The sequence below is a fragment of the Pseudomonas sp. O230 genome (assembly GCF_045447035.1).
GTDB lineage: Bacteria > Pseudomonadota > Gammaproteobacteria > Pseudomonadales > Pseudomonadaceae > Aquipseudomonas.
In genome coordinates, this window is the sequence record NZ_JBJGXN010000003.1 from 437,405 (window position 1) to 460,663 (window position 23,259).

Here is a 23,259-nt window from a genome sequence, read left to right on the forward strand (position 1 = left end):
TTTTGCAAAAGGAGTCAGCCATGCAACTTCGAGACAATGGCTTAAGGTTTTCACCCATTACGGTCGTGCTGCACTGGGTCGTGGCGTTGTCGCTGCTCGCAATCCTCTGCTTGCAAGTAGTGATCGGCCAGGCGTCCAGTGAGGCCGGGCGGACGTGGTTGGAACACCTGCAAAACCTGATGGGGCTGATCCTGTTTCTCGTATCGATCTATCGGTTCTGGGCCCGGATCACCTCTTACCATCCGCTGCCGGTGGGCACGACCAACCCCATTGAAGTGATCATCAGCCGTTCCGTGGCGGCAGCGCTCGCCCTGGCGATGGTGCTGCTGCCGGTCGCGGTGTGGGCCTCACGCTCGGCAGCCGGCGAGGGGGTGGGGCTGCCCGGAGGCTTTTCGATTCCGGCGCTCTTGCCCACCAATGCCGCACTGAAGCAGGTCGTCGATGTGCTCTTCGATATCGGGGCCTCGGCGTTTCTGGCCGGCCTGGCCTTGCATGTCTTCGGTGCGCTCAAGAATCACTTTCTCCTGAAGAACAACACGCTCAAGCGGATGCTTGGAAAACATGTGGAGCTGTGAGTCATGAACGAAGCCAGATTCGATTTTGCGGGTAACGCCATCACTCAACTGTGCGGCGTGAAATACCCGATTTTCCTCGGCGGGATGGCGGCGATTTCCGGCCCGCCGCTCGTGGCGGCAGTCGCCAACGCCGGGGGGCTGGGCGTGGTGGGCGGGTTGCGCCTGCCGCCATTGACCTTGCGCCGATGGATACAGGAAACCCGAGCGCTGACCGACCAACCTTTTGGTGTGAACCTGGTTCCGCAGTTCGGCGGCCCTGACGTGTTTGAAGCGCAATTTCAGGTGGTCCTCGAAGAAAAACCGCGTCTGCTCTCCTTGTTTTACGCCGAAGCCTATTCCGCCGACATGATTCCCCGGGCGAAAGACGCGGGGCTGATCGTCATGGTGCAAGCGGGCTCGGTGGAGCTGGCGAAAATCGCCATCGCGCAAGGCGCTGACATCATCGTGGCGCAAGGCAGCGAAAGTGGCGGTCATTTGAATCGAGGCACCATCGGCATCATGCCGTTGCTGACGTCGATCCTGTCCATTGCCGAAGGGCGACCGGTCCTCGCGGCCGGAGGCATCACCAACGGCGACGATGTCCGCGCGCTGATGTCGCTGGGCGCGTCAGGGGTGGTGGTGGGCACGGCGTTTATTGCCACCGACGAGTCGAATGCGCACCCGCTCTACAAGCAAAAAATTGTCGAGGCGACGACGGATGACACCGAGTACCGGACCGGGTATTCCTTCGGCTGGACCTACGGCACGCCGCACCGGGTGATTCCCAATCGTGACAAGTGGAACCTGCTGCGTTTCATCGGCGGTGGCGCCCGCGCCATCGACAAACCGCGCATGGCCCGCAAGCTGTCGCTGTACGCGGGGCAGGGCGTCGGCAAGATCCACAGTGTCGTCCCCGCGGCAGAGCGTGTGGCGGAACTGGTGACAGGACTGCCGATGACCACAAGCCTGTTTGAACGTGGCGACGCTTATGCTGCCACTGGCAGCTTTTTGCTGGAGCAGAGAAGGCCGCTTGGCTGGCAGTGAACGTGATTGATCGCAACGGCTCGGGGTGATTGACCGAGCCGTTTTGCGTGGGCGCGCGGCGCCGGCCGCAATGGTTTACAAGGCTGCCGGCCGGGCTATCTGATCCTGCGCGAGGCCGATGAACGCGCTCATGGCCGAGGTGATCATCGAGTCGTTTCGACGGATGAACACGGTTGAGACGTTGGCGAATTCGGCCGGTAGCGTGTGGCAGCGAATTGCATGCCGCACGCTGCAATTCTCTGCGATGGCCTTGGGCAGCAAGGTCACGCCCATGCCCGCGGCGACGCATGACAGGATGCCGTCGAGGGTGCCCAGTTCCATGATCTGGTTGGGCACCAGCCCGACCTGATAGAACCAGTTTTCCAGGGTTGAGCGATAGAAGCATCCGGTGCGGAAGACCAGCACGGTTTGCTGGGGAATTTTCTCGATCAGCGCAGGCAGTGTTTCGAAGTGGCTGCTACTGACCAGCACCAGCTCCTCTTGGAAAACCTCTTCCTGCGCCAATGCCGAGTTCTGGTGAAATCCGCCGACGAACGCGCCGTCGAGTCGATGCGCTTCAATCGCCTTGATCAGCTCGACGGTCGTCCCGGTCAGCAACGACAGTTGCACCTCGGGGTATTGCTCGCGGTACTTCGTCAGCACCTGCGGCAAGCGAATGGCGGCGGTGGTTTCCATTGAGCCCAGCCGCAGCAGTCCGGCGGGAACTCCGGTGTCCGTCAAGGCGCTGCGACTCTCTTCTGTCAGTTGCAGGATGCGCCGAGCATAACCGAGGAAGGTCTCGCCCGCCGACGTGAGCACCACCCCGGATTTCTTGCGGATGAACAGCTCCCGATTGAGTTCGGCTTCAAGCTCCTTCACCCGCATGGTGACGTTGGACTGCACCGTATTCACGTTGACGGCGGCTGCGGTAAAACTGCCGAGCTCGGCAACCGCGCAAAAAATCTTCAGTTGGCGCATTTCCATGATCGTCACCATCCATCATAAAAAGTGATTGTTGGCATATTTAACGATCACTTTACGGCCTTTGTCGCTGGTTAGTAAAGTGGCCGAAACCCGCTAACACGTGCGATTGGACCCATGACATTGACTTCAAAAATTGATCACGTCTTCGCCGGTGGCCTGGGGATATTGAAACCCGAAGGGCAGCGTACCGGCATCTTCAAACAGCGACGTTCGGGTCCCGTTCGCGTCGAGCTGCACGGGATTGTCGGTGACCAGCACGGCGACACCAGGGTTCACGGCGGTCCGGAAAAGGCGGTTCATCACTATGCGGCAGAAAATTATCAGCGTCTGGCGCAGGCCTTTGCACACTGCGCCCATGAACTGATTCCGGGCAGCCTGGGCGAGAATATTTCAGCGCTCGAACTCTCGGAGCGCAACGTGCACATCGGCGATGTATTCCGGGTGGGCAGTGTGCTGTTGCAGGTGTCTCAGCCGCGCAGCCCGTGCTGGAAAATCAATCATCGTTTCGATGCCGAACGCATGTCGATGCAGGTCGCCAAGGAGCGAATCACCGGTTGGTATTACCGGGTGCTTCAACCAGGATTCATCGAGGCGGGCGACAGAATCGAGCTGCTGGACAGGCAGACAGAGCGCTTTTCCATCGATGAATTCTGGCAAGTGCAGCTTTCTCACCGCCCGGTGATCGACGATCTGCTGGCGCTGGCGGCAAGCCGTGGGCTCGCTGAAGACTGGAAACGGCGCCTGTCGGAACGGGCGAAGTGGCTGCAAAAAGCGGTTCAGGGCCAATAGTTTTACACGCACTTGCAGGTGTGGCGAGGGAGCAAGCCCCCTCGCCACACAAGCTCCGCTTAGCGGTGTTTACTCACGCGGATCAATCTGATCCAGTACGCGGTTCGCTGTTATTTCCGCCAGCATGATGCTGTTGGAAATGCCCAGCAGCGCGTTACGCGAGCCACCGTCCAGAAGGTCCACCAAGTGATGGACCATCACATCCACCGAGGCCAGCGTCTCGACCAGATAAACCATCAGGGTTTCGGTCGTGAGCGCTGGGTCCACAGTAAACAAAGTGCTGGGTGCGCGCGGTGCGGCTTTGATGTCGGCAGTCGACGGAAAGTGGTAGTCGAGGGCTCGCTCGGCGGCCTCATTGAGTTTGTTTGAGTCGGGTTGGTACGGGGAGGCTGGATCGGTGTCCGGCGGATTGGGTGAAGGTTTGACCATGGTTCTGTCTCCAAAAACGTGGAGCCGTCACCGACTTGCGACTAAACAAGGGGTGGCAGCTGTACGCAGGTTAGTCGACCGGGGGAGACTCAAAACCGGCGCACCCGAAGGCGCCCTGCGCACAGCTACCATGAAGTTCAGGCATGAAATGACCTGACTGTCTGGATGCAAATACGCTTTGAATCACCCCCGGGCGACTAAACCCGATCACTGATGAGCAGTGACGGGAATCAAGTTACCGGGCAGCCCCAAAGTGCACAAGCCGGCGGATTCTGGCGTACCCGTAGGCAACGGCGCAAGGTTTTGTAGCTTTCATCACGTAACCACGAGTGCGCTTAAACAAGCATTTATCCGCGCTGTTTAATACCTCAAACACCTTCACCATTTATGATCCATAAGATCATTAATCATCATTTTACATGATCCTTTGGCTGGCCTACTTTGACCCTGGCAGGCGCGCCACCGGCCGCCTGGCGCTCTCCCGACAACAACAAGAGATGGCTCTTATCCACCACCAGGGGACACCCGCCATGAGTAACCAGCCAGCAGACATCGCACACTACATTCACGGCCGCATGACGCACGGTACTTCAGGTCGCACGCAGAACGTCACCAACCCTGCCATCGGTTCCGTCATCGGCAAAGTGGCCCTCGCCAATGCCGCTGAAGTCGACGCGGCAGTGAAATCGGCAGCGGCTGCGTTTCCCGCCTGGTCGGCGCTGCCGCCGCTGCGTCGCGCCCGCATCCTGTTCAAGTTCCTGGCGTTACTCAATGAACACCGCGACACACTGGCGCGAATGATCACCCGCGAGCACGGCAAAGTCTTCACCGATGCCCAAGGCGAAGTGACGCGCGGCATCGAGGTCGTCGAGTTCGCCTGCGGCATTCCGCAATTGCTCAAGGGTGACTACACCGAGCAGGTCTCCACCAACATCGACAACTGGACCATGCGCCAGCCGCTGGGCGTGGTGGCCGGCATTACGCCGTTCAACTTCCCGGTGATGGTGCCGATGTGGATGTTCCCGGTGGCCATCGCCTGCGGCAACACCTTCGTGCTCAAGCCGAGCCCCATTGACCCGTCGCCTTCGTTGCTGATCGCCGAATTGTTCAAGGAAGCGGGGTTGCCGGATGGCGTGTTTAACGTGGTGCAGGGCGATAAAGAAGCGGTGGACGCGCTGATCGATCACCCGGACGTCAAAGCCGTGAGCTTTGTCGGGTCGACGCCGATTGCCAATTACATCTACGAGACCGGTGCCCGCCACGGCAAGCGTGTCCAGGCCCTGGGCGGCGCGAAGAATCATATGGTGGTGATGCCCGACGCCGACATCGATCAGGTGGTCGACGCGCTGATCGGCGCGGCGTTCGGCTCTGCCGGCGAGCGCTGCATGGCGATCTCGGTGGCGGTGTTTGTCGGTGACGTCGCCGACAAGGTGATGCCGAAACTGGTGGAACGCACCCGCACGCTCAAAGTCTTCGAAGGCATGAACCTGGCCGCCGAGATGGGCCCGATCGTGTCGCAAGTAGCGCTGCAACGTATCACGGGCTACATCGAACAAGGCATTGCCGAAGGCGCCGAGCTGCTGGTCGACGGTCGTGGTTTTGACGGCGCTCAGGCGGGCGCGAATTGCGCCGACGGGTTCTGGCTCGGCGGCACGGTGTTCGACCATGTCACCCCCGAGATGAAAATCTACCAAGAGGAAATCTTCGGTCCGGTATTGGCGTGCATGCGCGTCAAGGACTTCGCCGAGGCGGTCGATCTGGTCAACTCGCACGAGTTCGGCAACGGCACCGCTTGCTATACCCGCGACGGTCACATCGCCCGTGAATTCGCCAGCCGCATTCAAGTGGGGATGGTCGGTATCAACGTGCCGATTCCGGTGCCGATGGCATGGCACGGTTTCGGTGGCTGGAAGCGCTCGCTGTTCGGTGACACGCACGCTTACGGCGAAGAGGGCGTGCGCTTCTACACCAAGCAGAAGTCGATCATGCAGCGCTGGCCGAACAGCATCGCCAAGGGCGCGGAATTTGCCATGCCGACCTCCAAGTAATCACGGCTTTCTGCTCCACAGGTTTGGGGGTAGATGACGTGTTGGCGCGGGCTGGCACGGCATCCTTTTTCCCAGGGGGAGCGAGCACCTCGCTCCCGGTTTTTTCCGTACAGGTGAACCACTATGCCGTTGCTCAAGTTCGACATCATCCAGGGGCGTAATGACGAACAACTCAGGACCCTTCTGGACGTGACCCATCAGGCGATGGTCGAGGCCTTTGACGTGCCCGCCAGTGATCGCTACCAATGTGTCACGCAACATCGTCCGGGGGAGCTGATGCTGCACGACACGGGATTGGGTTACACACGTTCGGCCAATGTGGTGTTGCTGACGGTGATTTCGCGACCGCGTTCAGAGGTGCAGAAAACCGTCTTTTACCGCTTGCTGGCCGAGAAGCTGCAAGTCGCGTGTGGCCTGTCGCCCGATGACCTGATTGTTTCGCTGGTGGAGAACGCCGATGCGGACTGGTCCTTCGGCCTTGGAAGGGCGCAATTTCTGACCGGTGAACTTTAGGCTTCGCCGCGTGGGCCAAGGGGTCCGTTTTTACCTCCGTGCAATTCTCTTTCAGGTGCTGCCATGTCCACTTCGCTGCTGTTCCTATTGAACATTCGACTGCCCGTCCTTCAATCGCCGATGGCAGGTATTTCCACGCCCCGACTGGCGGCAGCGGTGTCCAACGCGGGCGGCCTCGGCGCGATTGGCATCGGGGCGAGCAACGTCGAGCAGGCGCGGAACACGATCCGCGAGACGGCCGCGCTGACGGAAAAACCGTTCAATGTGAATGTTTTCTGCCACCAGCCTGCTGTCCACGACAGCGCTCGCGAGACGCAGTGGCTGACATTTCTGGCGCCGCTTTTTGCGGAGTTCGGGGCTGCTGCACCGACGGCGCTGCGTGAAATCTACACTTCCTTCGTCGAAGACCCGGACATGCTGCAGATGTTGCTGGAAGAGCGTCCGGCGGTGGTCAGCTTCCATTTCGGGCTGCCGCCGCAACCGGCAATCGATGCGCTCAAGGCCGCCGGCATCATCCTGTTGTGTTCCGTGACCAACCTCGCCGAAGCGCAGCGCGCGGAACTCGCCGGCGTGCATGCGCTGGTCGCTCAAGGTTACGAAGCCGGGGGGCATCGCGGGGTATTCGATCCGCAGCAGGATTCGCAGATGGGCACGTTGGCGTTGGTGCGCGTGCTGGCGGCGGCTTACCGACTGCCGGTGATCGCAGCGGGCGGCATCATGGACGGCGCGGGGATCAAGGCGGCCATGCAGCTGGGCGCCAGTGCCGCACAGTTGGGAACGGCGTTTATCCTTTGCCCGGAATCCTCCGCCAACAACGCCTATCGCGAGGCCTTGAAAGGGCCGCGCGCCCACCAGACCCAGGTCACCAGCGTCATTTCCGGGCGTCCTGCCCGGGGCATGGTCAATCGCAACTTCACCGACCTCGAAGCGGCTGGAACGGCCCTGCCAGATTATCCGCGCGCTTATGACGCCAACAAAGCGCTTAACGCCGTGGCCAGCGCCAAGGCCAACACGGAGTTTGCCGTGCAGTGGGCGGGGCAGGGCGCGCCTTTGGTTCGTGAAATGCCGGCCGCTGCGCTGGTGAATCTGCTCGTTGCGGAAATGAACGACTGAGTCAGACTTTTAGTGCAGTGCAACCTCACTGAACTTGAGCAGCAGTGGGTCATTGTTCCCGTCACGGAACGCGAGCTTGATCGCTGGCGTTTTACTCACCTTGCTGTTGCTCTGCTGGAACGTCAGCGTGACCCGGGTCGGTACGTTGCGGATCAGCTGAAACTGCAGCCAGATGTTGTCCTCGACCTGGCCCACCCGGATCGATTGGCCTTTGAGCGGACCGCCAGATTCGTCAAACAACACCGTGTCTTCGCTGAAGCGAAAGCTGCGGTCGACGTTCAGGTTGGTCAGTTCAAAGGTGCAGGTCGGCAAACGGCCGATGTTTTCGCAACCTTCCAATTCAATGCGCACGTTATCCAGCACTTCCATGCGTTTGCCGAGCAGGTTGCTGCCTTCGTTTTCGACGACCTTGGATTGCAGTTTGGCGAATTCGAACGAGGGCTTGGCGTATTCGGTGCCCAAAATGAAAAAGCCGAAAGACAGGCCGGCGACCATGAAGAACTGCAACACACCCCTGAGCATCGGCGTGAGGTTGCGGATCTGCCAACCGATGGAAACCACGCCCAGGAACAGGAAGGTGCTGACCAGCAACACCACGTTTTTCCAACTGATGAAACTGAAGCCGAACACGCTGGGATCGGGCACGGCATAAGTGATCAACGCCCACATGGCACCCAGCAAGACACCGAGGCCTGCCATGCCACGGGTGATCATTGAGGCGATTTTCTGGGTGCGGGTAGGTGCTGTAAGGGAATCTTGATGTGGCATCAATGCTGCCAACTCCTTGTCGTGTAGCCGTCCGTGCTTGAAGGCAAATGTCGGGCTGTTGCAAAAGAAAACCGCGGGAGGCCGAGGAACGGCCGCCGATTATGGCAGGTTGCCATTATCCAGTAACGGCGCGACAGGTAAAGCGTGGTATCGCCTGATGTGCAGGGACGATCTCCCACCAGTGGCCTGAAAACAAATACTACTTGTTGCGTGCTGTAGGTGTTGACGCCTAGTAGTTGGTTCTGTATCTTGCGAAAACACACACAGTAAGGATTGATTTCATGAGCAAACTGATAGACACCTACAACTCGCTCGAAGTCGTTTCCCAGGGGGAATTCAATCGCCGCTTTCCAGGGAAAAATACGATTGGTGACGTCGTGCTGGGGATGGGGGATCTCGTTGAGTCTTTGAAAGAAGACGGCGGCCTGTCGCTGCGCAAGATCGCTGATATCGCGGGGGTTTCCGTGGCGGGTCTTGATCGCTGGCGGAATAACGGCTACGGCAGCAAGAAACATTGTGAAAAGCTCATGAGCTATTGCGAGCAACGGCTGCAAGAGATCGGCACAAAAACCGAGACAGCGATTCTTCCGAGTGCCAGCGTGGCGGAAAGCCTGCGTCTGTGCAGTCCCGCGCAGTTGGAGAAGGTTATTCAAGAGGCCCTACAGGCACGCCTCGGCTTCCCCGGTTCGCTGGTTTGCACCTTGATCAAGATGGAGGCGGGCACCGATGGCCACCGGTTGGAAATAGTGGTGCGCTGATTTTGCAGGTTTGAACGGTCAGGCCATCAGTACCCACCATTTTTATCAAAGCGCTGATTGCGAACGGCAAGAAATGTCTTTGCCTTCGTGCTTGAAAATCAACATTTCAGGGAAACAAAAGATGAACGCTACGCAAACTTCGGCTTGGCACAAGGCACTTGAAGCGCTCAAGGTCAATGCGGCAAAGCTGTCGGCAGGTCAGGAACGAAAAATCCGTGAAATTATTGGTGAAACGCTCTGGGAGCCTTTGATACGCCAGACTCGCCACGACCTCGGCAAACACGTTCGCGCCAATCCTGAGCGATGCGGATTGGTATTCGTCCGGCTCGCAGGGACCATCGCGGTCTATAAGAAGTCGTGCGTTTAATATACTCACTGAATGTGTTTGAGCATCACCTGACTCGCATATTTCTACTGCCTCAAAACCGCACACAAACAGGCCAGGCGCGATGAAAATCCGCCTGACCCAGTTTCAAAAACCACGCCCCCCCATACCTCTGCACGACAACCCTTATCCCTCTACGAAAATTACTTTCGCCTCGTTTGAAAATCACCTCTCGAAATGTTTTAAGAGTTTCACAACCCATTCGACGTGACCCTTTCGAGGAGTACCGCATGACCCTGTCCTTCGGCTATTGGCTGCTGGTGTATGCCGCCATCGCCATCATTGCGCTGATCGTTCTGATCGCCCGTTACCGACTCAATCCCTTCATCGTCATCACGTTGGTGTCCATCGGCCTGGCGCTGCTGGCCGGCATGCCGCCGTCCGGGGTGGTCGGCGCCTACGAGGCTGGCGTCGGCAAGACCCTGGGGCACATTGCGCTGGTGGTGGCGCTGGGGACGATGCTCGGCAAGATGATGGCCGAGTCCGGCGGCGCCGAGCAGGTGGCGCGGACCTTGATCGACCGGTTCGGCGAGAAGAACGCGCACTGGGCGATGGTCTGCATTGCCTTTCTGGTCGGGCTGCCGCTGTTCTTCGAAGTCGGTTTCGTGTTGCTGGTGCCGATCGCGTTTACCGTGGCGCGGCGGGTCGGCGTGTCGATCCTGATGGTCGGTTTGCCGATGGTCGCCGGGCTCTCGGTGGTGCACGCCCTGGTGCCGCCGCACCCGGCGGCGATGCTCGCGGTGCAGGTGTATGGGGCGTCGGTCGGGCAGACGTTGATGTACGCGATTCTGATCGGCATTCCGACCGCGATCATCGCCGGTCCGCTGTACGCCAAATTCATCGTGCCGCGCATTCAACTGCCGGCGGAAAATCCGCTGGAACGCCAGTTCCTCGACCGCGAACCGCGCGACAGCCTGCCGGGTTTCGGCATCACCATGGCGACCATTCTGTTGCCGGTGGTATTGATGCTGATCGGCGGCTGGGCCAACCTGATTGCCACGCCGGGCAGCGGCTTCAACCAGTTTTTGCTGTTCATCGGCAACTCGGTGATCGCGCTGTTGCTGGCAACCTTGCTGAGCTTCTGGACCCTCGGCATCGCCCAGGGCTTCAACCGCGAATCGATCCTCAAATTCACCAACGAATGCCTGGCGCCGACCGCCAGCATCACCTTGCTGGTCGGCGCCGGCGGCGGCTTGAACCGGATTCTGGTGGACGCCGGGGTCACCGACCAGATCGTCAGCCTGGCCCATGAATTTCACTTGTCGCCGCTGATCATGGGCTGGCTGTTCGCCGCGTTGATGCGCATCGCCACCGGGTCGGCCACCGTGGCCATGACCACCGCCTCCGGCATCGTCGCGCCGGTGGCCATTGGTCTGGGTTATCCGCATCCGGAGTTGCTGGTGCTGGCGACCGGCGCGGGGTCGGTTATCTTTTCCCACGTCAACGACGGCGGCTTCTGGTTGATCAAGGAATACTTCAACATGACCGTCGCCCAGACGTTCAAGACCTGGACCGTGCTGGAGACCATTATTTCGCTGGTCGCCTTCGCGTTGACCGTGGGTCTTTCTTACCTGATCTAGCTCGAACACTCCGATCGCTTTCCTCAAGGCTCATGGTCACTCATCGAGCGCGGCATTGTGCGCGCCGCGGTTGCGTGCCAGCGGCGGATAGCGGTCGGTAAAAACTGAAAAAAACATAAAAAAATCACCCAGGAGCACCGTATGTTCAAGCGAGCAATTCCCACCGTCCTTTTGCTGGCCACCGGTTCGATGTGTGCGCAGGCAGCCGACTCTGTCACGCACGGTTTTCTGGAGGACAGCAAAGCCACGCTGTCGATGCGCACGTTGTATTTCAACAGCGATAACCGCGATGGTACGGCGGCTCCGTCGAAAACCGAGGAGGCTGCGCAGGGTTTTGTGCTGCGCTATGAGTCCGGTTTTACCCAGGGCACGGTCGGGTTCGGACTGGATGCGCAGGCGTTGCTCGGTGTGACGCTGGACAGCGGCGCGGGTCGTCACGTGGGCAGCGGCATGATCCCGACTGACGGCGACGGTGCTGCCGACACCTGGAGCAGCTTCGGCCCCACGGCGAAGATGCGCATAGCCAAAACAGAATTGCGCTACGGCACCTTGCTGCCGAAATTACCGATCCTGCTGTCGAACGATGCCCGGGTATTGCCGCAGTCGTTCACCGGTGCGCAGGTCACCTCGAATGACATCGATGGTTTGATGCTGACCAGTGGCGTGCTTGAACATGCGGTCGGTCGCGCCTCAACGGACCGGACCGGTTTGTCGGTGCCGGGCGCCATCCAGGACAGCAACAAGTTCTACTTCGCCGGCGGTGACTACTCCATCACCAAGGAACTGAAGGCGCAGTATTACTTCGCGCAGATGGAAGACTTCTACAACCAGAACTTCTTCGGTCTGACCCACGTGTTGCCGATTGACAGTAAGAGCTCATTCACCACTGACTTGCGTTACTTCAACACCACCTCGACGGGCGCCAACCGTTCCGCTGCCGGCCGCGCACAAGGCTACCGCACCTCGGGTTACACCGAGGACAACAACGGTGAAATCGACAACAACACCTGGGTGGCAATGATCACCTATGTGAACAGTGGCCACTCGGTGTCGCTGGGGCATCAACAGGTGGGTGACGGCAGCAACTTCGTGCAGCCCAACCAAGGCAGCCTGGTCGATAAAGGCGCGGGTGGCGGCAGCGTTTACCTGCCGACGGACCGCATGATCCAGAGTTTTACCCGTGCGGGCGAACAGACAAACTTCGGTCAATATTCCTATGACTTTGCGCCTTTGGGCGTGCCGGGTCTGAAAGCGTCCATCGCGTATCTGAAGGGGACTGACATCAAGGTTCGCAATGCGGGTGATCAGTCCGAGTGGGAGCGAGACATGACCCTGGACTACGTGCTGCAGTCGGGGTCGCTCAAGGGGCTGGGTTTCAGTGTGCGCAACGGCAAATCGAACACTGATGCCGGGCGTAACGTTGATCAGAATCGCTTTATCATCAACTACACGTTGTCGTTGCTGTAAGGGCCTCGTGAGTAAAAATTCAATCTGATTGCCATGCTGTTTGGGCTGATCTGTATTTTTTTGATCGTGTGCATATCCGTTACCGCAGCAACGGATATGCCCCCAACCCCAACCCCATAGGCTCTACTTTTTAACGGTCGACAACGCTGGGGTTCTAGGCGGGATCATGCGCTTGGTCCCCGTCGACTCAAACGCCGACGCAAAGCGCAGCAGCGTTGAATCGTCATAGGCACGGCCGGCAAAGGTCAGCCCGACGGGCATGCCGATGTCCGGCATCACGCCCATCGGCACGGTGACGGTCGGCACACCCAAGTGCCGGATGGCGAGGTTGCCGTTGGCGACCCAGATGCCGTTGCTCCAGGCGATGTCCGCAGCGGCCGGGTCGACATCGGCATTCGCCGGCGCAACGTCAGCCACCGTCGGGAACAGCACCGCATCGAGCCCCAGCCGATCCATCCAGTCTTCGAGGTCAATCCGGCGGGTTTTTTCCAGCCCGCGCAAGCCATCAGGCACCGTGGTGATCTGGTCCCACGGCGTGATGCCGCGCTCGGCTATCCGCACGTATTCGTCCATCCCCGCTACCAGGTCGCCTTCGCGGTTGGGCAGGGTTCCCGGGTCGTGGGGGAATATCAGCGGCCCATCGACGTCGACCAGACGGTTCAATGTCGGGTCGCCGTTGGCCTGCAGGAAATCATCGAATGCCCAGGCCGTCAGGTCCCACAACTCATGGTGCAGGAACTCTTTCGACACCAGGCCTCGGGTAAACACCGTCGGCGCACCCGGACGATCACCCTCGCAATTGGAGACCAGCGGAAAGTCGACTTCAATCACTTCGGCACCCGCTGCTTCAAGTGCCTTGCGGGCTTCTTCCCAGAGGCCGATCACCGATGGACGCGTGTGGATGCGCTGCCCCGTCGGCCCACCGATTCCCGGTGCGTCGCTGGTGCCCGCGTCGGGATCGGCGTTGATGTACATGCGCGGCACGCCGAGGCGTTTTCCGGCGAGCGCATCGGCGTTCGCGGCAAGTTCGGCGTAGGAGGCGGGACGCACCGAGGCGACGCTCGGGATCGGCACCCAGGGTTGCAGGCGCCACAGGTCGCCGCGGGTGTCGGGATCTTCCGCGACCACCACGTCAAGCACTTCGAGCAGGTCGGCCATGGTTCTGGCGAAGGGCACGACAACGTCCATGGTCGGCGTCAGCGGCCAGTTGCCGCGCACCGAAATCACCCCGCGCGACGGCGTGTACGCGCACAAACCGTTGTTCGAGGCCGGGCCGCGACCGCTCGACCAGGTTTCTTCCGCGAGGCCGAAGGCCGCGAAACTGGCGGCGGTCGCAGTCCCGGCGCCGTTCGACGAGCCCGAGGCGAAAGGGGCGGTGAGGTAGTCAGCGTTGTACGGGCTTTCGGCACGGCCGTAGACCCCGCGCTGCATGCCGCCGTTCGCCATCGGCGGCATGTTGGTTTTGCCCAGGCAGATCGCACCGGTGGCGCGAAGCCGTTCGATGGTGAACGCATCGCGATAGGCAATCAGGTGGGCGAACGCGGGACTGCCAGAGGCGGCGGTCAGCCCTTTGACCAGATAACTGTCTTTAGCGGTGTAGGGAATGCCGTCGAGCGATCCCAGCGTTTCACCTTTGGCTCGACGGGCGTCGGACGCCCGCGCTTCATTGAGCGCCTCGGGGTTGCGCACCACCACTGCGTTGAGCGCGGTGGACGTGTCTGGGCCGTCGTAGGCATCGATCCGGGCCAGGTAGGCCTGGACCAGTTCGACCGCGGTGGTCTGGCCGGATTCGAGCGCCGCGCGCAGTTCGGCAATGGACACTTCAGTGACTTCGATCATGCGCTTACCACCGGCTGCTGAGGGGTGACGGGGTGAGGGTTTCCATCACGCGGGAGCGTTGGCTCAGGGGCATCACTTTTCTCAAAATGGGTTCTCATATCCGTTCTCGTTGCACTGCATTACGCGACAGCCTGCTATTTAACACCAAGTTGGGCCAGATAGAGTTGTCGATACGCGCCAACCAGTTGATCCAGGGCGAAAGCGCGATTGCGGCCACTCGGGTTGGGCAAGACCCAGACCGAGGCGTTAGCGAATGTCTGCGACTGAAGCCCCCAGGCCACGTCGCGTTGGCCGGATAGCGCGCAATAGGCGGCTTTGCCGAGAAAAGCCACAAAGCGTGGTTTATAGCGCACGATTTTCTGTTCAAACGCCGCTGCGGCGGCGCTGAATTCATCCACCGACAACTGATCCGCGCGCGCCGTTGGCCGCTCAACCACAGCCGTTAATCCACAGTGATACTGCACGATTGTCCGGTCATTTTCCGGACGAACTTCTTCCGGCGTAAAGCCGGCCAGATGAAGGGTGCGCCAGAAGCGATTGCCCCGGCCCGCAAAATGATGCCCTTGGGCGGCCGCCGTCATGCCGGGGTTGATGCCGCAAAACACCACCGCCAGATGCTCTGCAAGCCTGTCTTCGAGTCTGTTGTCCGTCATGACATCGCTCAACCGCAGATCACATTGACCGCATTGCGTGCCATCTCGGTCAGTTCAGCCCGGGATTTGCCCGCCCGCGCACGGATGGAAATGCTGTGCAGCAGGGAGGACGCGAGCACGGCAAGGGCCGTAGCGTCGACGTCGTTTTTCAGCTCACCTTTATCAATGGCTATACGCAAACGCGCTTCGAGGTCGGCATCCAGTCGGCTGAGTCGATCCGACAGCACCTCGCGAATTTCCGGATCTTCGACGGCTTCAGTGGTCGCGGTGCCAATCGCAAAGCAACCACGGGGTTGACCGTCACCCGAGAAGTAGATCGACAACTGCCCCTCGTAAAACAGCGTCAACGCCTGGCGCAACGTCAGCTCTTGGTTCGTCAGCGCCTCGTGCATGGACGCGGCAGCGAACTCCCAATACTGCTCAAGCGCTTTGATATAGAGCGCGTGCTTATCACCGAAGGCGGCATACAGGCTCGGCCGATTCATCCCGGCTGCGCTGGCGATGCTGTCCAGGGAGGCAGCGGAATAGCCGGTGTTCCAAAACACACCGAGCGCTTGCTGCAAGGCGGTCTGCGGGTCGTAGGCACGAGGGCGGCCGCGACCTTTGCCCTCGGAAATCTTTTTTTGTGCCATGTCGTACAAAATCCTTGAATGAAGGGTGGGTATGACTATATTCTTACACCATCGCACAAAATTAAGGAACCAGAAATTCCTTGCTTGCAGGTTTGTGGTAGCGGAGCTCGATCGGGGTGTTGCGGCTACGAAACAGGTGCGGTGGAGCGATCCTCCCGACCGCACACGGTAAGGCGCTGTTCAAGTGGGTGTTAGCCCGACTTCCCGGTTAAAGGTGTATTCGATCATGACTAAACAGTTCGATCTCTCAGCGACACAGACCTCGGAGCATCCCGGCCCGAACCCGACTGGCGCGCCCGTGAAGAAACCGTTCAAAGCGAAAATGCGGCCTTTGCTGATGGTCGGTGTGCCGCTGCTCTTCGCCGCGTTTGGCTACGCACACTATCAGGCGGGCATGCCCTTTGTTTCCACCGACAACGCCTACGCACGGGTGGCGAAGGCCTCGATCAACGCGCGTGTTTCCGGCCAGGTGGTCGAGATCGCGGTCGAGGACAATCAGCCTGTGCACAAAGGCCAGGTGCTGTTTCGCATCAACCCGGAGCCGTTTCAGATCGCGGTCAATCGTGCCGAAGCACAGTTGAGCGTCGCGCGGCTGCGCATCGATGGACTCAAGGCGAGCTATCGGCAGCAGCAGGCCGAATTGCAGTCAGCCAAAGAGTCGGCGGATTTCGACCAGAAAGAGTTTGCCCGCAAGAAAGCGCTGGTTGCCTCCGAGTTTGTCTCGCGGGCTGTTTACGAGCGGGCGGACACCGACCTGAAAGTGTCACGGCAGCGCATTGCCTCGATCGAACAACAGATCGCCAGCACCGTCGTCGCGCTCAACGGCAACCCGAACATCGAAGCCGACCGTCACCCGACGGTGCGCGAAGCCAAGGCTCAGCTGGACGAGGCGCAGCTCTACCTTGGGTATGCGACGGTGTACGCGCCGGACGATGGCATCGTTGCCAAGGTCGACGAATTGCAGGTGGGCAACTTCGTCAACAACGGCGCGCCAGCCTTTGCGCTGCTGTCCGATCGCGAGATCTGGATTGAGGCCAACTTCCGCGAGACGCAGGTCACTCATATGCGCCCGGGCCAGGCCGCGACCGTCAGCATCGATACCTATCCCGATCACGTGTTCAAGGCCCACGTGACCAGCATGAGCCCGGGTGCCGGCTCGGACTTCGCCCTGCTGCCGCCGGAGAACGCGACCGGCAACTGGGTGAAGGTGGTGCAGCGCGTTCCGGTTCGCCTCGAACTCGATGAGGCGGATCCTGCCCTGGCGCTGTTCTCGGGGACGAGTGCCACGGTCAAGGTCGATACCGCCTATCGCACGCCGTGGTGGCATCCGCTCAAAGCGTTGTTGACTGCAGGTACCGACTGATGAACAGCCAACAGAGTGAACACCCGGCGGGAGAGGGCGCGCGTGCGCTGAGGTTCGCGGCGCTGCTGGCGACGTACATGCAGTCGGCGAACCTGCCGGTTCCGAACGCGGTACTCAGGTTGATTCAGGGCAGCCTGTCGATGACCGACGACCAGGCGGGCTGGATCTTCACTTCGTACCTCGCGGCGAGCGCCATCACCCTGCCGGTCGCGCAATGGCTCGCCGGGCGGTACGGCTTGAAGCTTGTTTATCAGACCGCGCTGGCCTTTTTTGCCCTCGGCTTGCTGCTGGCCACGCTGGCAACGACGCCGCTGGAATTCGTCGGTGCGCGAATGATCCAGGGCCTCGCCAGTGGCGTGCTCGCGCCGTTGTCGATGGCGATTTCAATGGAAACCTTGCCCCTCGAGAAGCGCGCAAAGTTTGGCGCGACGTGGACCGCCATCGTGTTGTTCGGCATCGTCAGCGGGCCGAGCATCGGTGGCTGGGTCAGCGAACATTTCGGCTGGCGGCCGATCTTCTACATCAGCCTGCCGTTGTCGGCGTACATCTTCCTGGTGATGGCGCTGTTGCTGAAGGAGAAGAAGGCCGAACAGCGGCCGTCATTCGACTTCTTCGGCTTCGGCACTTTCACGCTGGGTTTGATCAGCCTGCAAATGCTGCTCGACCGCGGTGAACGCCTGGACTGGTTTGCCTCGACCGAGATCTGCCTGGAAGCGCTGGGCTGTGCGCTGGGGTTCTACCTGTTCGCGGTGCATGTGCTCACGGCGAAGGTGCATTTCCTCAACAAGCGTTTGTTGGACGACCGCAATTTTGTGCTGTCGACGATCATCTTTTTCGCCGTGGGTTTCGTGCTGTTGTCGACCATGGCACTGACGTCGCCGATGCTCGATGAAATTCTCGGCTACCCGCCGGACACCACGGGGTTCCTGACGATCCCGCGGGGCATCGGACTGGTCGGCGCGTTCCTGCTGATGGGCCGTGTTCCCGAGCGTTACGACCGTCGCGGGTTCGTGGCGGCAGGCGTGGCCGTGGTGGTTTATGCCAACTGGCTGATGCTCGGCTATTCGCCGTTGATGGACCAGTGGCCGGTGGCGGTGGCCGGTGCGGTTCAGGGCATTGGCATCGGCGTGTTGATGCCGTCGTTGACCAAGGTCGCGTTCAGCACGCTCGACCCCGCGTTGCGCCCGGAAGGCACGGGGTTGTTCAACCTGTCACGGGTGTACGGCAGCACCCTGGGCGTAGCGATTGTGCAGTTGTTTTTCTTCAACAACACGCAAGCGATGCACACGGCGCTGGTCAGCAACTTGACGCCGTATCGCGCGGCTGCGCATTCGCTGCCGACGTCCCTGCAAGCCCTGGCGGGGCTCAACGAAATGATCACGGGCCAGGCGGCTTTTATCGCGGTGATCGATCAATTCAAGATTTTGCTGGTGGTGATGCTGGTGGTCAGTCCACTGGTGGTTTTTCTTCGCAAGCCCGTTACGGCCAACTAGTTTTCGTGGAGTGTGCCAAATGAAATCCCCTGCGCTCGCAAGCAACAGACAGACGTTCAAAACCACGTTCGGCGCGGCAGCGGTGCTGGTGTTCCTGACCGCCTGCACCGTCGGCCCCGACTATCAAATGCCTGCGCCGAGCCTGTCGCAGCACTACGATCAACAGGCCGAGCAGCGTCTTGGCCAGCGTGGCAACACGCCAGGAGCACAGCAGATTGAGCTCGGCCAGAAGGTTCGCGGTGACTGGTGGACGGCGTTCCGTTCGCAGAAGCTCGACACGGTGGTGCGCCGGGCCATTGCGGGCAATCTGGAACTGGTGGCGGCAGATGCGACGATCCGCCAGGCAGCGTCCTCGGTGACCGCGGCGGAGGGTGCGTTGTACCCGCAAGTCGATTTTGGCGCCCAGGCGGGCCGGCAACGGGTGCATAACGCGAAAGAACCGGCGGTCTCGAACTTCTATGCCATCGGGCCGCGGGTCGGTTTTGACCTTGACGCGTTCGGCGGTAACAAGCGGTTGGTGGAACAACAGCAAGCATTTGCCGATCTGCAAAAGCATCGCTACGAAGCGGCGTACCTGACCCTGACCGGCAACGTCGCCAGTCAGGCGTTGCTGGTGGCGTCGGCGAATGCGCAGATGCAAGCCGTCGAGAAACTGCTGGCCAATGACGCGAAAAACCTCGACCTCGTGCGCATGGCCCACGCCAATGGCAGCACCACGCAGATCGATGTTTCGCTGGCCGAGACCCGACTCGCTCAGGACCGCACGCTGTTGCCGCCTCTGGCCCAGCAGCGCGACTCGGCACGCCACGCGCTGTCGATCCTGACGGGCAAAGGCCCCGCCGACTGGATTGCGCCGGACTTCGACCTGGCCGAGTTTGCATTGCCGGCCAACGTGCCCGTCAGCGTGCCTTCGGAAATGGCCCACGACCGGCCGGATGTGCGGCAAGCAGAGGCGGAACTGCACATGGCCAGCGCAGCCGTCGGCGTCGCCACCGCGAACCTCTATCCCCATGTCACGTTGTCCGCGTCGTTGGCACAGGCTGCTTCGGGCAATGGCGGTGCCGCACTCTGGGGCTTCGCGGCAGGGTTGGCGGGGCCGATCTTTGATGGCGGAACGCTCAAGGCTGAACGCCAGGCTGCCATCGAGGGCTACAACGCGACGCTCGCCGGTTACCAGCAAACCGTGATCAGTTCGTTCGGCCAGGTCGCCGACACGCTGCAAGCCATCAACCATGACGCCGAGGAAAACCTCGCGCAGGACGACGCATTGCGCGCGGCCGACACCAGTTTGCGCTTGAACCAGCAAGCCTACGCGCAAGGCGAGAACAGCATTCTCCAAGTGCTGGAAGCGGAGCGCGCCTATCAGCAGGCGTTGCTGGGACGAATCCGGATCAAGACGGCGCAATACCTCGACACGGTGCGCCTGTACGTGGCGCTCGGCGGTAATTCCGTCGGCGCCTTCGAGCAACGGGTGGCCACCCGCGAAGCACAGAACCCTGCGTATCAATAGCGGCTGCGGCCCGACAATTGGAGTAAAGAGATGTCTTACGAAGCCTTTCACGATGCACTTCGCGATCAGCGTTTTGCGCTCAACCATGGCAGCGCTGAAATACCGGCGGTTGGATTTGGCACGCTGTTTCGCGACCTTACTGTCACCACGCAAGCGGTCAAGGAAGCACTGCAGGCGGGCTTTCGTCATTTCGATTGTGCCGAACGCTATCGAAATGAAGAACAGGTCGGTATTGCCCTGCAGGACGAGCTGGCGGCCGGCACAATCCGCCGTGAAGACGTGTTCATCACCACCAAACTGTGGAACACCAACCATCGCCCCGAGCGGGTGCAACCCGCTTTCGAGGCCAGTTGCCGCCGGCTGCAAGTGGACTACATCGACTGTTACCTGATCCACACGCCGTTTGCCTTTCAGCCCGGCGACAACCAGGACCCGAGGGATGAGCAAGGCAATGTCATCTACGATTCAGGGGTCACGTTGATCGAGACGTGGAGGGCGCTCGAACGTCTGGTGGATGAGGGTCGGTGCAAATCCATCGGCTTGTCGGATATCACCTTGCCGGCGTTGCAAGCGATTGTCGCCCAAGCGCGGATCAAGCCCTCCGTGGTGCAAGTCGAGTCCCATCCTTATTTGCCGGAGTGGGAACTGCTTGAATTTTGTCAGCAACATGGAATTATCGTCCTGGCGTTTGCGCCACTCGGCCATGGCATGGAGCCCAATGTGCTGGAGGATTCGGTGATTACCGGTATCGCCCGGCGCGTGCGCAAGACCCCGGCACAAGTGGCGCTGGCCTGGTCCGTGCAGCGGGGCGTGGCTTTTCTGACCACGTCGGCGACACCGAGCCACATCCGGGAAAACTTCGATCTGTCCACGCTGCCGCACCGGGCGATGCATGAAATCAAGGAAGAGATCACCACTCGGGTACGGTTCAATTCGGTGGTGGAAACCGGTGTTCCCGGGTTTATTCCGCGCAAGAAGTAACTCGATACGAGAAGGGCGACCTTGTGTCAGGTCGCCCTTGTTTTTCCAGACTCTTGAGGCCTAGCGATGGACACTTTCCAGACTCTGCGTTTTTTCGTGGCGGTGGCCCAAACCGGCAGTTTTACGGCGGCGGCGCAGGTGCTGGACACCACCACGACCAACGTTTCCAAAGCGGTGACCAGTCTGGAGGCCCGGCTTCAAACGCGCCTGATCAACCGGACCACTCGACGCCTGGCATTGACCGAGGCGGGTGTACGCTACTTGCAGCGCTGCGAGGCCATTCTGGATTCGGTGCGTGAAGCCGATGAGGAAGCAGCAACCGCTCACATCACGCCCGTTGGCCGGCTGAAGATTCACGCGATGTCCGCCATCGGCAACCATTACGTGATCGATGCGATTGCCAGATACCGCGAGACTCACCCCTCGGTGATGTTTGATTTGACCCTGACCAATCGGCTGCCCGACTTGCTGGAGGAGGGCTATGACATGTCGATCGTGTTAGCGCGGGACTTGCCCGATTCAGGGTTTGTCGCGCAAAGGCTGGGCATCACTTACAGCATCCTTTGTGCCTCGCCTGCGTATTTGAAGAAACGCGGCCACCCTGATTCTCCCGGGGCGCTAAGCGCACATGATTGTCTGCGGATTGTTAATACGGTCATGCCGGTTGAGAACTGGGCATTCGAGGGGCCGGACGGCGTGGAGACGGTGAACATTCCGATCTCTCCCTTTCACGTCAACACCGCCGATGCGATGACGGTCGCGATAAAGAATGGAATGGGGATCGGTATTCAACCTATTGCGTCTGCCGTGGATGGACTGAGAGCCGGGACGTTAATCCGCGTGTTGCCGGATTACCATTTTGAAGAATTCAACTTGTTTGCTATCTACCCATCCCGAAAGTTCGTGGATGCGAAGATAAAAACCTGGGTGGAATTTCTGAAAGACTACCTACCGGGTCTGTTGGCATCCGATGAAAACATTGTCGGTTCGCCGGCAAAACCCTGACAGGCGCGCAGTTCGGTGGCGCGGCAGGTGTGGAGTGTCGACCCTCCATCGTCTGCACGGGACTCAACCGTTCGAGCAGCCTGTGCCCATGACTTGATATTGCAGGATGTGCCGTTGGCCGTGGGAGTCTTCATAGGTCATTTGGGCCGGGACCGGCGCGCATTCGTTAGCAATGTCTGACACCGTAATGATCTTCTGAATATCGAGCTTCATTCCATACGTGTAACGTTCAACCGGTTTCTGGCTGGCCGCTGCATCGGCCTGACTTTCGTCTGCAAATGCCTGTGCGGTTAAACTTCCCAGAGCGAGGAACAGCGCAGCTTTTACAAGTTTCATGATATTCACCTTCGCATCGACTATTCAGGGGTTGGGACCCGGCGAGCAAGTTGCTGACAACTTCAATTGCTCGCCGGGTAGAGTCGATGCTAGGTGTTTACGGCTTTGCCATATATCGGGTGACTGGACAAACACTGTTGACGGATTTCACATGAATCCTGAATCGGCCTGTCGGTGGTTTCGTTAAAGCGGGTTAGCCGGCTTGCTGGCGATGGCGTCTGCCAAATCGCCATCGCCGGCAAGCCAGGCTCCTACAGGTTTGGCGTGCACTCACGATCACTGGCCTCTGGCGCGCCGGTTAAATCAGGTTGATCACGACATTGATGTTGCCACGGGTCGCCTTGGAATAAGGGCAGGTCTGGTGTGCGGCATCGACCACTGACCGTGCGACAGCAGGGTCCAGGCCGGGAAGGCTGACGTTGAGGCGCGCCTGCAGGAAAAACGCGTTTTCGGTCTTGCCCAGGTCCACTTCGGTATCGACCGACACGTCAGTCGGCAAGGTTATTTTCAACGCGATGGCTGCCTTGCCCATGGCGCCGATGAAGCAGGCCGACCAGCCAGCAGCCAGCAGTTGTTCTGGGTTGGTGCCACTGCCGGAAGAGCCGGGGGCTGAAAGCTTGATGTCCAGACGGCCATCGTCGCTTCGCGACTCGCCATTACGGCCTCCGGTTGTGTGGGTCTTGCCGGTGTACAGCACGGTGTCGATTTGATGGGTCATGGCGGATTCCTGCTGTGGTGGTTGGGCTCTTCAACGTCTGTGTTTATCGCAGATGTCTGACGCTGCGATGTGGCCCACTTTTTCACTTCCATGTAGTGCGGATGTGTCCTGATCCGGCACTTGTGTAACGTTGTGTAGGATCAGCGCGCAAAAATACACGCCGATACAAATCGAGCAGCAGAAGCCTCCTGCAGGAGCGAGCTCGCTCCGGGCGGCGATCCGGCGATGGAGGTTAACGATGACGCGTGTTTTCTGAATAAACGCGTCGTTCATGAGTCCATCGCCGGCAAACCGGTCTCGCTCCCACAGGAAAAGGCT

Annotated in this window: 24 protein-coding genes; 15 read left to right on the forward strand and 9 right to left on the reverse strand. The window is 60.0% G+C overall.

Going from position 1 to position 23,259, the window contains the following annotated elements:
- Positions 1-20 precede the first annotated feature (20 nt).
- On the forward strand, positions 21-575 hold the full coding sequence (locus ACI77H_RS08410; protein ID WP_407011440.1) for a cytochrome b: 555 nt from the start codon (positions 21-23) through the stop codon (positions 573-575).
- Positions 576-578: 3 nt separating this feature from the next.
- A complete protein-coding gene (locus tag ACI77H_RS08415; RefSeq protein WP_407011441.1) occupies positions 579-1,598 on the forward strand; it encodes an NAD(P)H-dependent flavin oxidoreductase in 1,020 nt (339 codons plus the stop codon).
- 75 nt (positions 1,599-1,673) lie between these two features.
- On the opposite strand, the gene ACI77H_RS08420 is transcribed toward ACI77H_RS08415, so the two are convergent.
- A complete protein-coding gene (locus tag ACI77H_RS08420) occupies positions 1,674-2,561 on the reverse strand; it encodes a LysR substrate-binding domain-containing protein (protein WP_407011442.1) in 888 nt (295 codons plus the stop codon).
- A gap of 114 nt (positions 2,562-2,675) precedes the next feature.
- On the opposite strand from ACI77H_RS08420, the gene ACI77H_RS08425 reads away from it, so the two are divergent.
- Entirely contained in the window at positions 2,676-3,350 is a 675-nt protein-coding gene (locus ACI77H_RS08425) for an MOSC domain-containing protein (RefSeq protein ID WP_407011443.1), read from the forward strand.
- 69 nt (positions 3,351-3,419) lie between these two features.
- Here the strand turns inward: ACI77H_RS08425 and ACI77H_RS08430 are convergent, their stop codons facing one another.
- Positions 3,420-3,779 carry a DUF6124 family protein gene (locus ACI77H_RS08430; protein WP_407011444.1) on the reverse strand — a complete coding sequence of 120 codons (360 nt, stop codon included), beginning with the start codon at positions 3,777-3,779 and terminating at the stop codon, positions 3,420-3,422.
- Positions 3,780-4,309: 530 nt separating this feature from the next.
- On the opposite strand from ACI77H_RS08430, the gene ACI77H_RS08435 reads away from it, so the two are divergent.
- From ACI77H_RS08435 to ACI77H_RS08445, 3 genes are all read left to right on the forward strand, one after another.
- A complete protein-coding gene (locus tag ACI77H_RS08435; protein ID WP_407011445.1) occupies positions 4,310-5,827 on the forward strand; it encodes a CoA-acylating methylmalonate-semialdehyde dehydrogenase in 1,518 nt (505 codons plus the stop codon).
- A 123-nt stretch (positions 5,828-5,950) separates the two neighbouring features.
- Complete coding sequence (locus ACI77H_RS08440; protein WP_407011446.1) at positions 5,951-6,340, forward strand: tautomerase family protein; 390 nt, start codon at positions 5,951-5,953, stop codon at positions 6,338-6,340.
- A gap of 63 nt (positions 6,341-6,403) precedes the next feature.
- Positions 6,404-7,453: an NAD(P)H-dependent flavin oxidoreductase gene (locus ACI77H_RS08445; RefSeq protein ID WP_407011447.1), complete on the forward strand. Its 1,050-nt coding sequence runs from the start codon at positions 6,404-6,406 to the stop codon at positions 7,451-7,453.
- Positions 7,454-7,462: 9 nt separating this feature from the next.
- Here the strand turns inward: ACI77H_RS08445 and ACI77H_RS08450 are convergent, their stop codons facing one another.
- Entirely contained in the window at positions 7,463-8,221 is a 759-nt protein-coding gene (locus ACI77H_RS08450; RefSeq protein WP_407011448.1) for a hypothetical protein, read from the reverse strand.
- Positions 8,222-8,502: 281 nt separating this feature from the next.
- On the opposite strand from ACI77H_RS08450, the gene ACI77H_RS08455 reads away from it, so the two are divergent.
- The 4 genes from ACI77H_RS08455 to ACI77H_RS08470 all read left to right on the forward strand — a co-directional run bounded on the left by ACI77H_RS08455 (position 8,503) and on the right by ACI77H_RS08470 (position 12,411).
- On the forward strand, positions 8,503-8,979 hold the full coding sequence (locus tag ACI77H_RS08455) for a hypothetical protein (protein ID WP_407011449.1): 477 nt from the start codon (positions 8,503-8,505) through the stop codon (positions 8,977-8,979).
- 121 nt (positions 8,980-9,100) lie between these two features.
- Positions 9,101-9,346: a hypothetical protein gene (locus ACI77H_RS08460; protein WP_407011450.1), complete on the forward strand. Its 246-nt coding sequence runs from the start codon at positions 9,101-9,103 to the stop codon at positions 9,344-9,346.
- A 248-nt stretch (positions 9,347-9,594) separates the two neighbouring features.
- Positions 9,595-10,944: a gluconate:H+ symporter gene (locus tag ACI77H_RS08465; RefSeq protein WP_407011451.1), complete on the forward strand. Its 1,350-nt coding sequence runs from the start codon at positions 9,595-9,597 to the stop codon at positions 10,942-10,944.
- A gap of 141 nt (positions 10,945-11,085) precedes the next feature.
- Positions 11,086-12,411, forward strand: a complete 1,326-nt coding sequence (locus tag ACI77H_RS08470; RefSeq protein WP_407011452.1) for an OprD family porin — start codon at positions 11,086-11,088, stop codon at positions 12,409-12,411.
- Positions 12,412-12,534: 123 nt separating this feature from the next.
- Here the strand turns inward: ACI77H_RS08470 and ACI77H_RS08475 are convergent, their stop codons facing one another.
- From ACI77H_RS08475 to ACI77H_RS08485, 3 genes are all read right to left on the reverse strand, one after another.
- Positions 12,535-14,250: an amidase gene (locus ACI77H_RS08475; RefSeq protein ID WP_407011454.1), complete on the reverse strand. Its 1,716-nt coding sequence runs from the start codon at positions 14,248-14,250 to the stop codon at positions 12,535-12,537.
- A 134-nt stretch (positions 14,251-14,384) separates the two neighbouring features.
- Positions 14,385-14,903, reverse strand: a complete 519-nt coding sequence (gene mug, locus ACI77H_RS08480) for a G/U mismatch-specific DNA glycosylase (protein ID WP_407011560.1) — start codon at positions 14,901-14,903, stop codon at positions 14,385-14,387.
- An 8-nt stretch (positions 14,904-14,911) separates the two neighbouring features.
- On the reverse strand, positions 14,912-15,535 hold the full coding sequence (locus ACI77H_RS08485) for a TetR/AcrR family transcriptional regulator (RefSeq protein WP_407011456.1): 624 nt from the start codon (positions 15,533-15,535) through the stop codon (positions 14,912-14,914).
- 226 nt (positions 15,536-15,761) lie between these two features.
- Between ACI77H_RS08485 and ACI77H_RS08490 the strand changes: the two genes are divergently transcribed.
- The 5 genes from ACI77H_RS08490 (at position 15,762) to ACI77H_RS08510 (ending at position 21,887) form a co-directional block, all read left to right on the forward strand.
- Entirely contained in the window at positions 15,762-16,898 is a 1,137-nt protein-coding gene (locus ACI77H_RS08490; protein ID WP_407011458.1) for an HlyD family secretion protein, read from the forward strand.
- Complete coding sequence (locus tag ACI77H_RS08495) at positions 16,898-18,391, forward strand: DHA2 family efflux MFS transporter permease subunit (RefSeq protein ID WP_407011459.1); 1,494 nt, start codon at positions 16,898-16,900, stop codon at positions 18,389-18,391. Before ACI77H_RS08490 ends, ACI77H_RS08495 begins: the two co-directional genes overlap by 1 nt.
- 19 nt (positions 18,392-18,410) lie before the next feature.
- On the forward strand, positions 18,411-19,901 hold the full coding sequence (locus ACI77H_RS08500; RefSeq protein ID WP_407011460.1) for an efflux transporter outer membrane subunit: 1,491 nt from the start codon (positions 18,411-18,413) through the stop codon (positions 19,899-19,901).
- 30 nt (positions 19,902-19,931) lie between these two features.
- A complete protein-coding gene (locus ACI77H_RS08505) occupies positions 19,932-20,882 on the forward strand; it encodes an aldo/keto reductase (protein WP_407011461.1) in 951 nt (316 codons plus the stop codon).
- Between the two features lie 66 nt (positions 20,883-20,948).
- Entirely contained in the window at positions 20,949-21,887 is a 939-nt protein-coding gene (locus ACI77H_RS08510) for a LysR family transcriptional regulator (RefSeq protein WP_407011462.1), read from the forward strand.
- A gap of 63 nt (positions 21,888-21,950) precedes the next feature.
- Here ACI77H_RS08510 and ACI77H_RS08515 read toward each other — a convergent pair whose 3' ends face one another.
- From ACI77H_RS08515 to ACI77H_RS08525, 3 genes are all read right to left on the reverse strand, one after another.
- Complete coding sequence (locus ACI77H_RS08515) at positions 21,951-22,223, reverse strand: DUF2790 domain-containing protein (protein WP_407011463.1); 273 nt, start codon at positions 22,221-22,223, stop codon at positions 21,951-21,953.
- Between the two features lie 298 nt (positions 22,224-22,521).
- Positions 22,522-22,941 (reverse strand): organic hydroperoxide resistance protein, encoded by a 420-nt coding sequence (locus ACI77H_RS08520; RefSeq protein ID WP_407011464.1) that lies wholly within the window; start codon positions 22,939-22,941, stop codon positions 22,522-22,524.
- A gap of 30 nt (positions 22,942-22,971) precedes the next feature.
- Complete coding sequence (locus ACI77H_RS08525; RefSeq protein WP_407011465.1) at positions 22,972-23,214, reverse strand: hypothetical protein; 243 nt, start codon at positions 23,212-23,214, stop codon at positions 22,972-22,974.
- Positions 23,215-23,259: the final 45 nt, after the last annotated feature.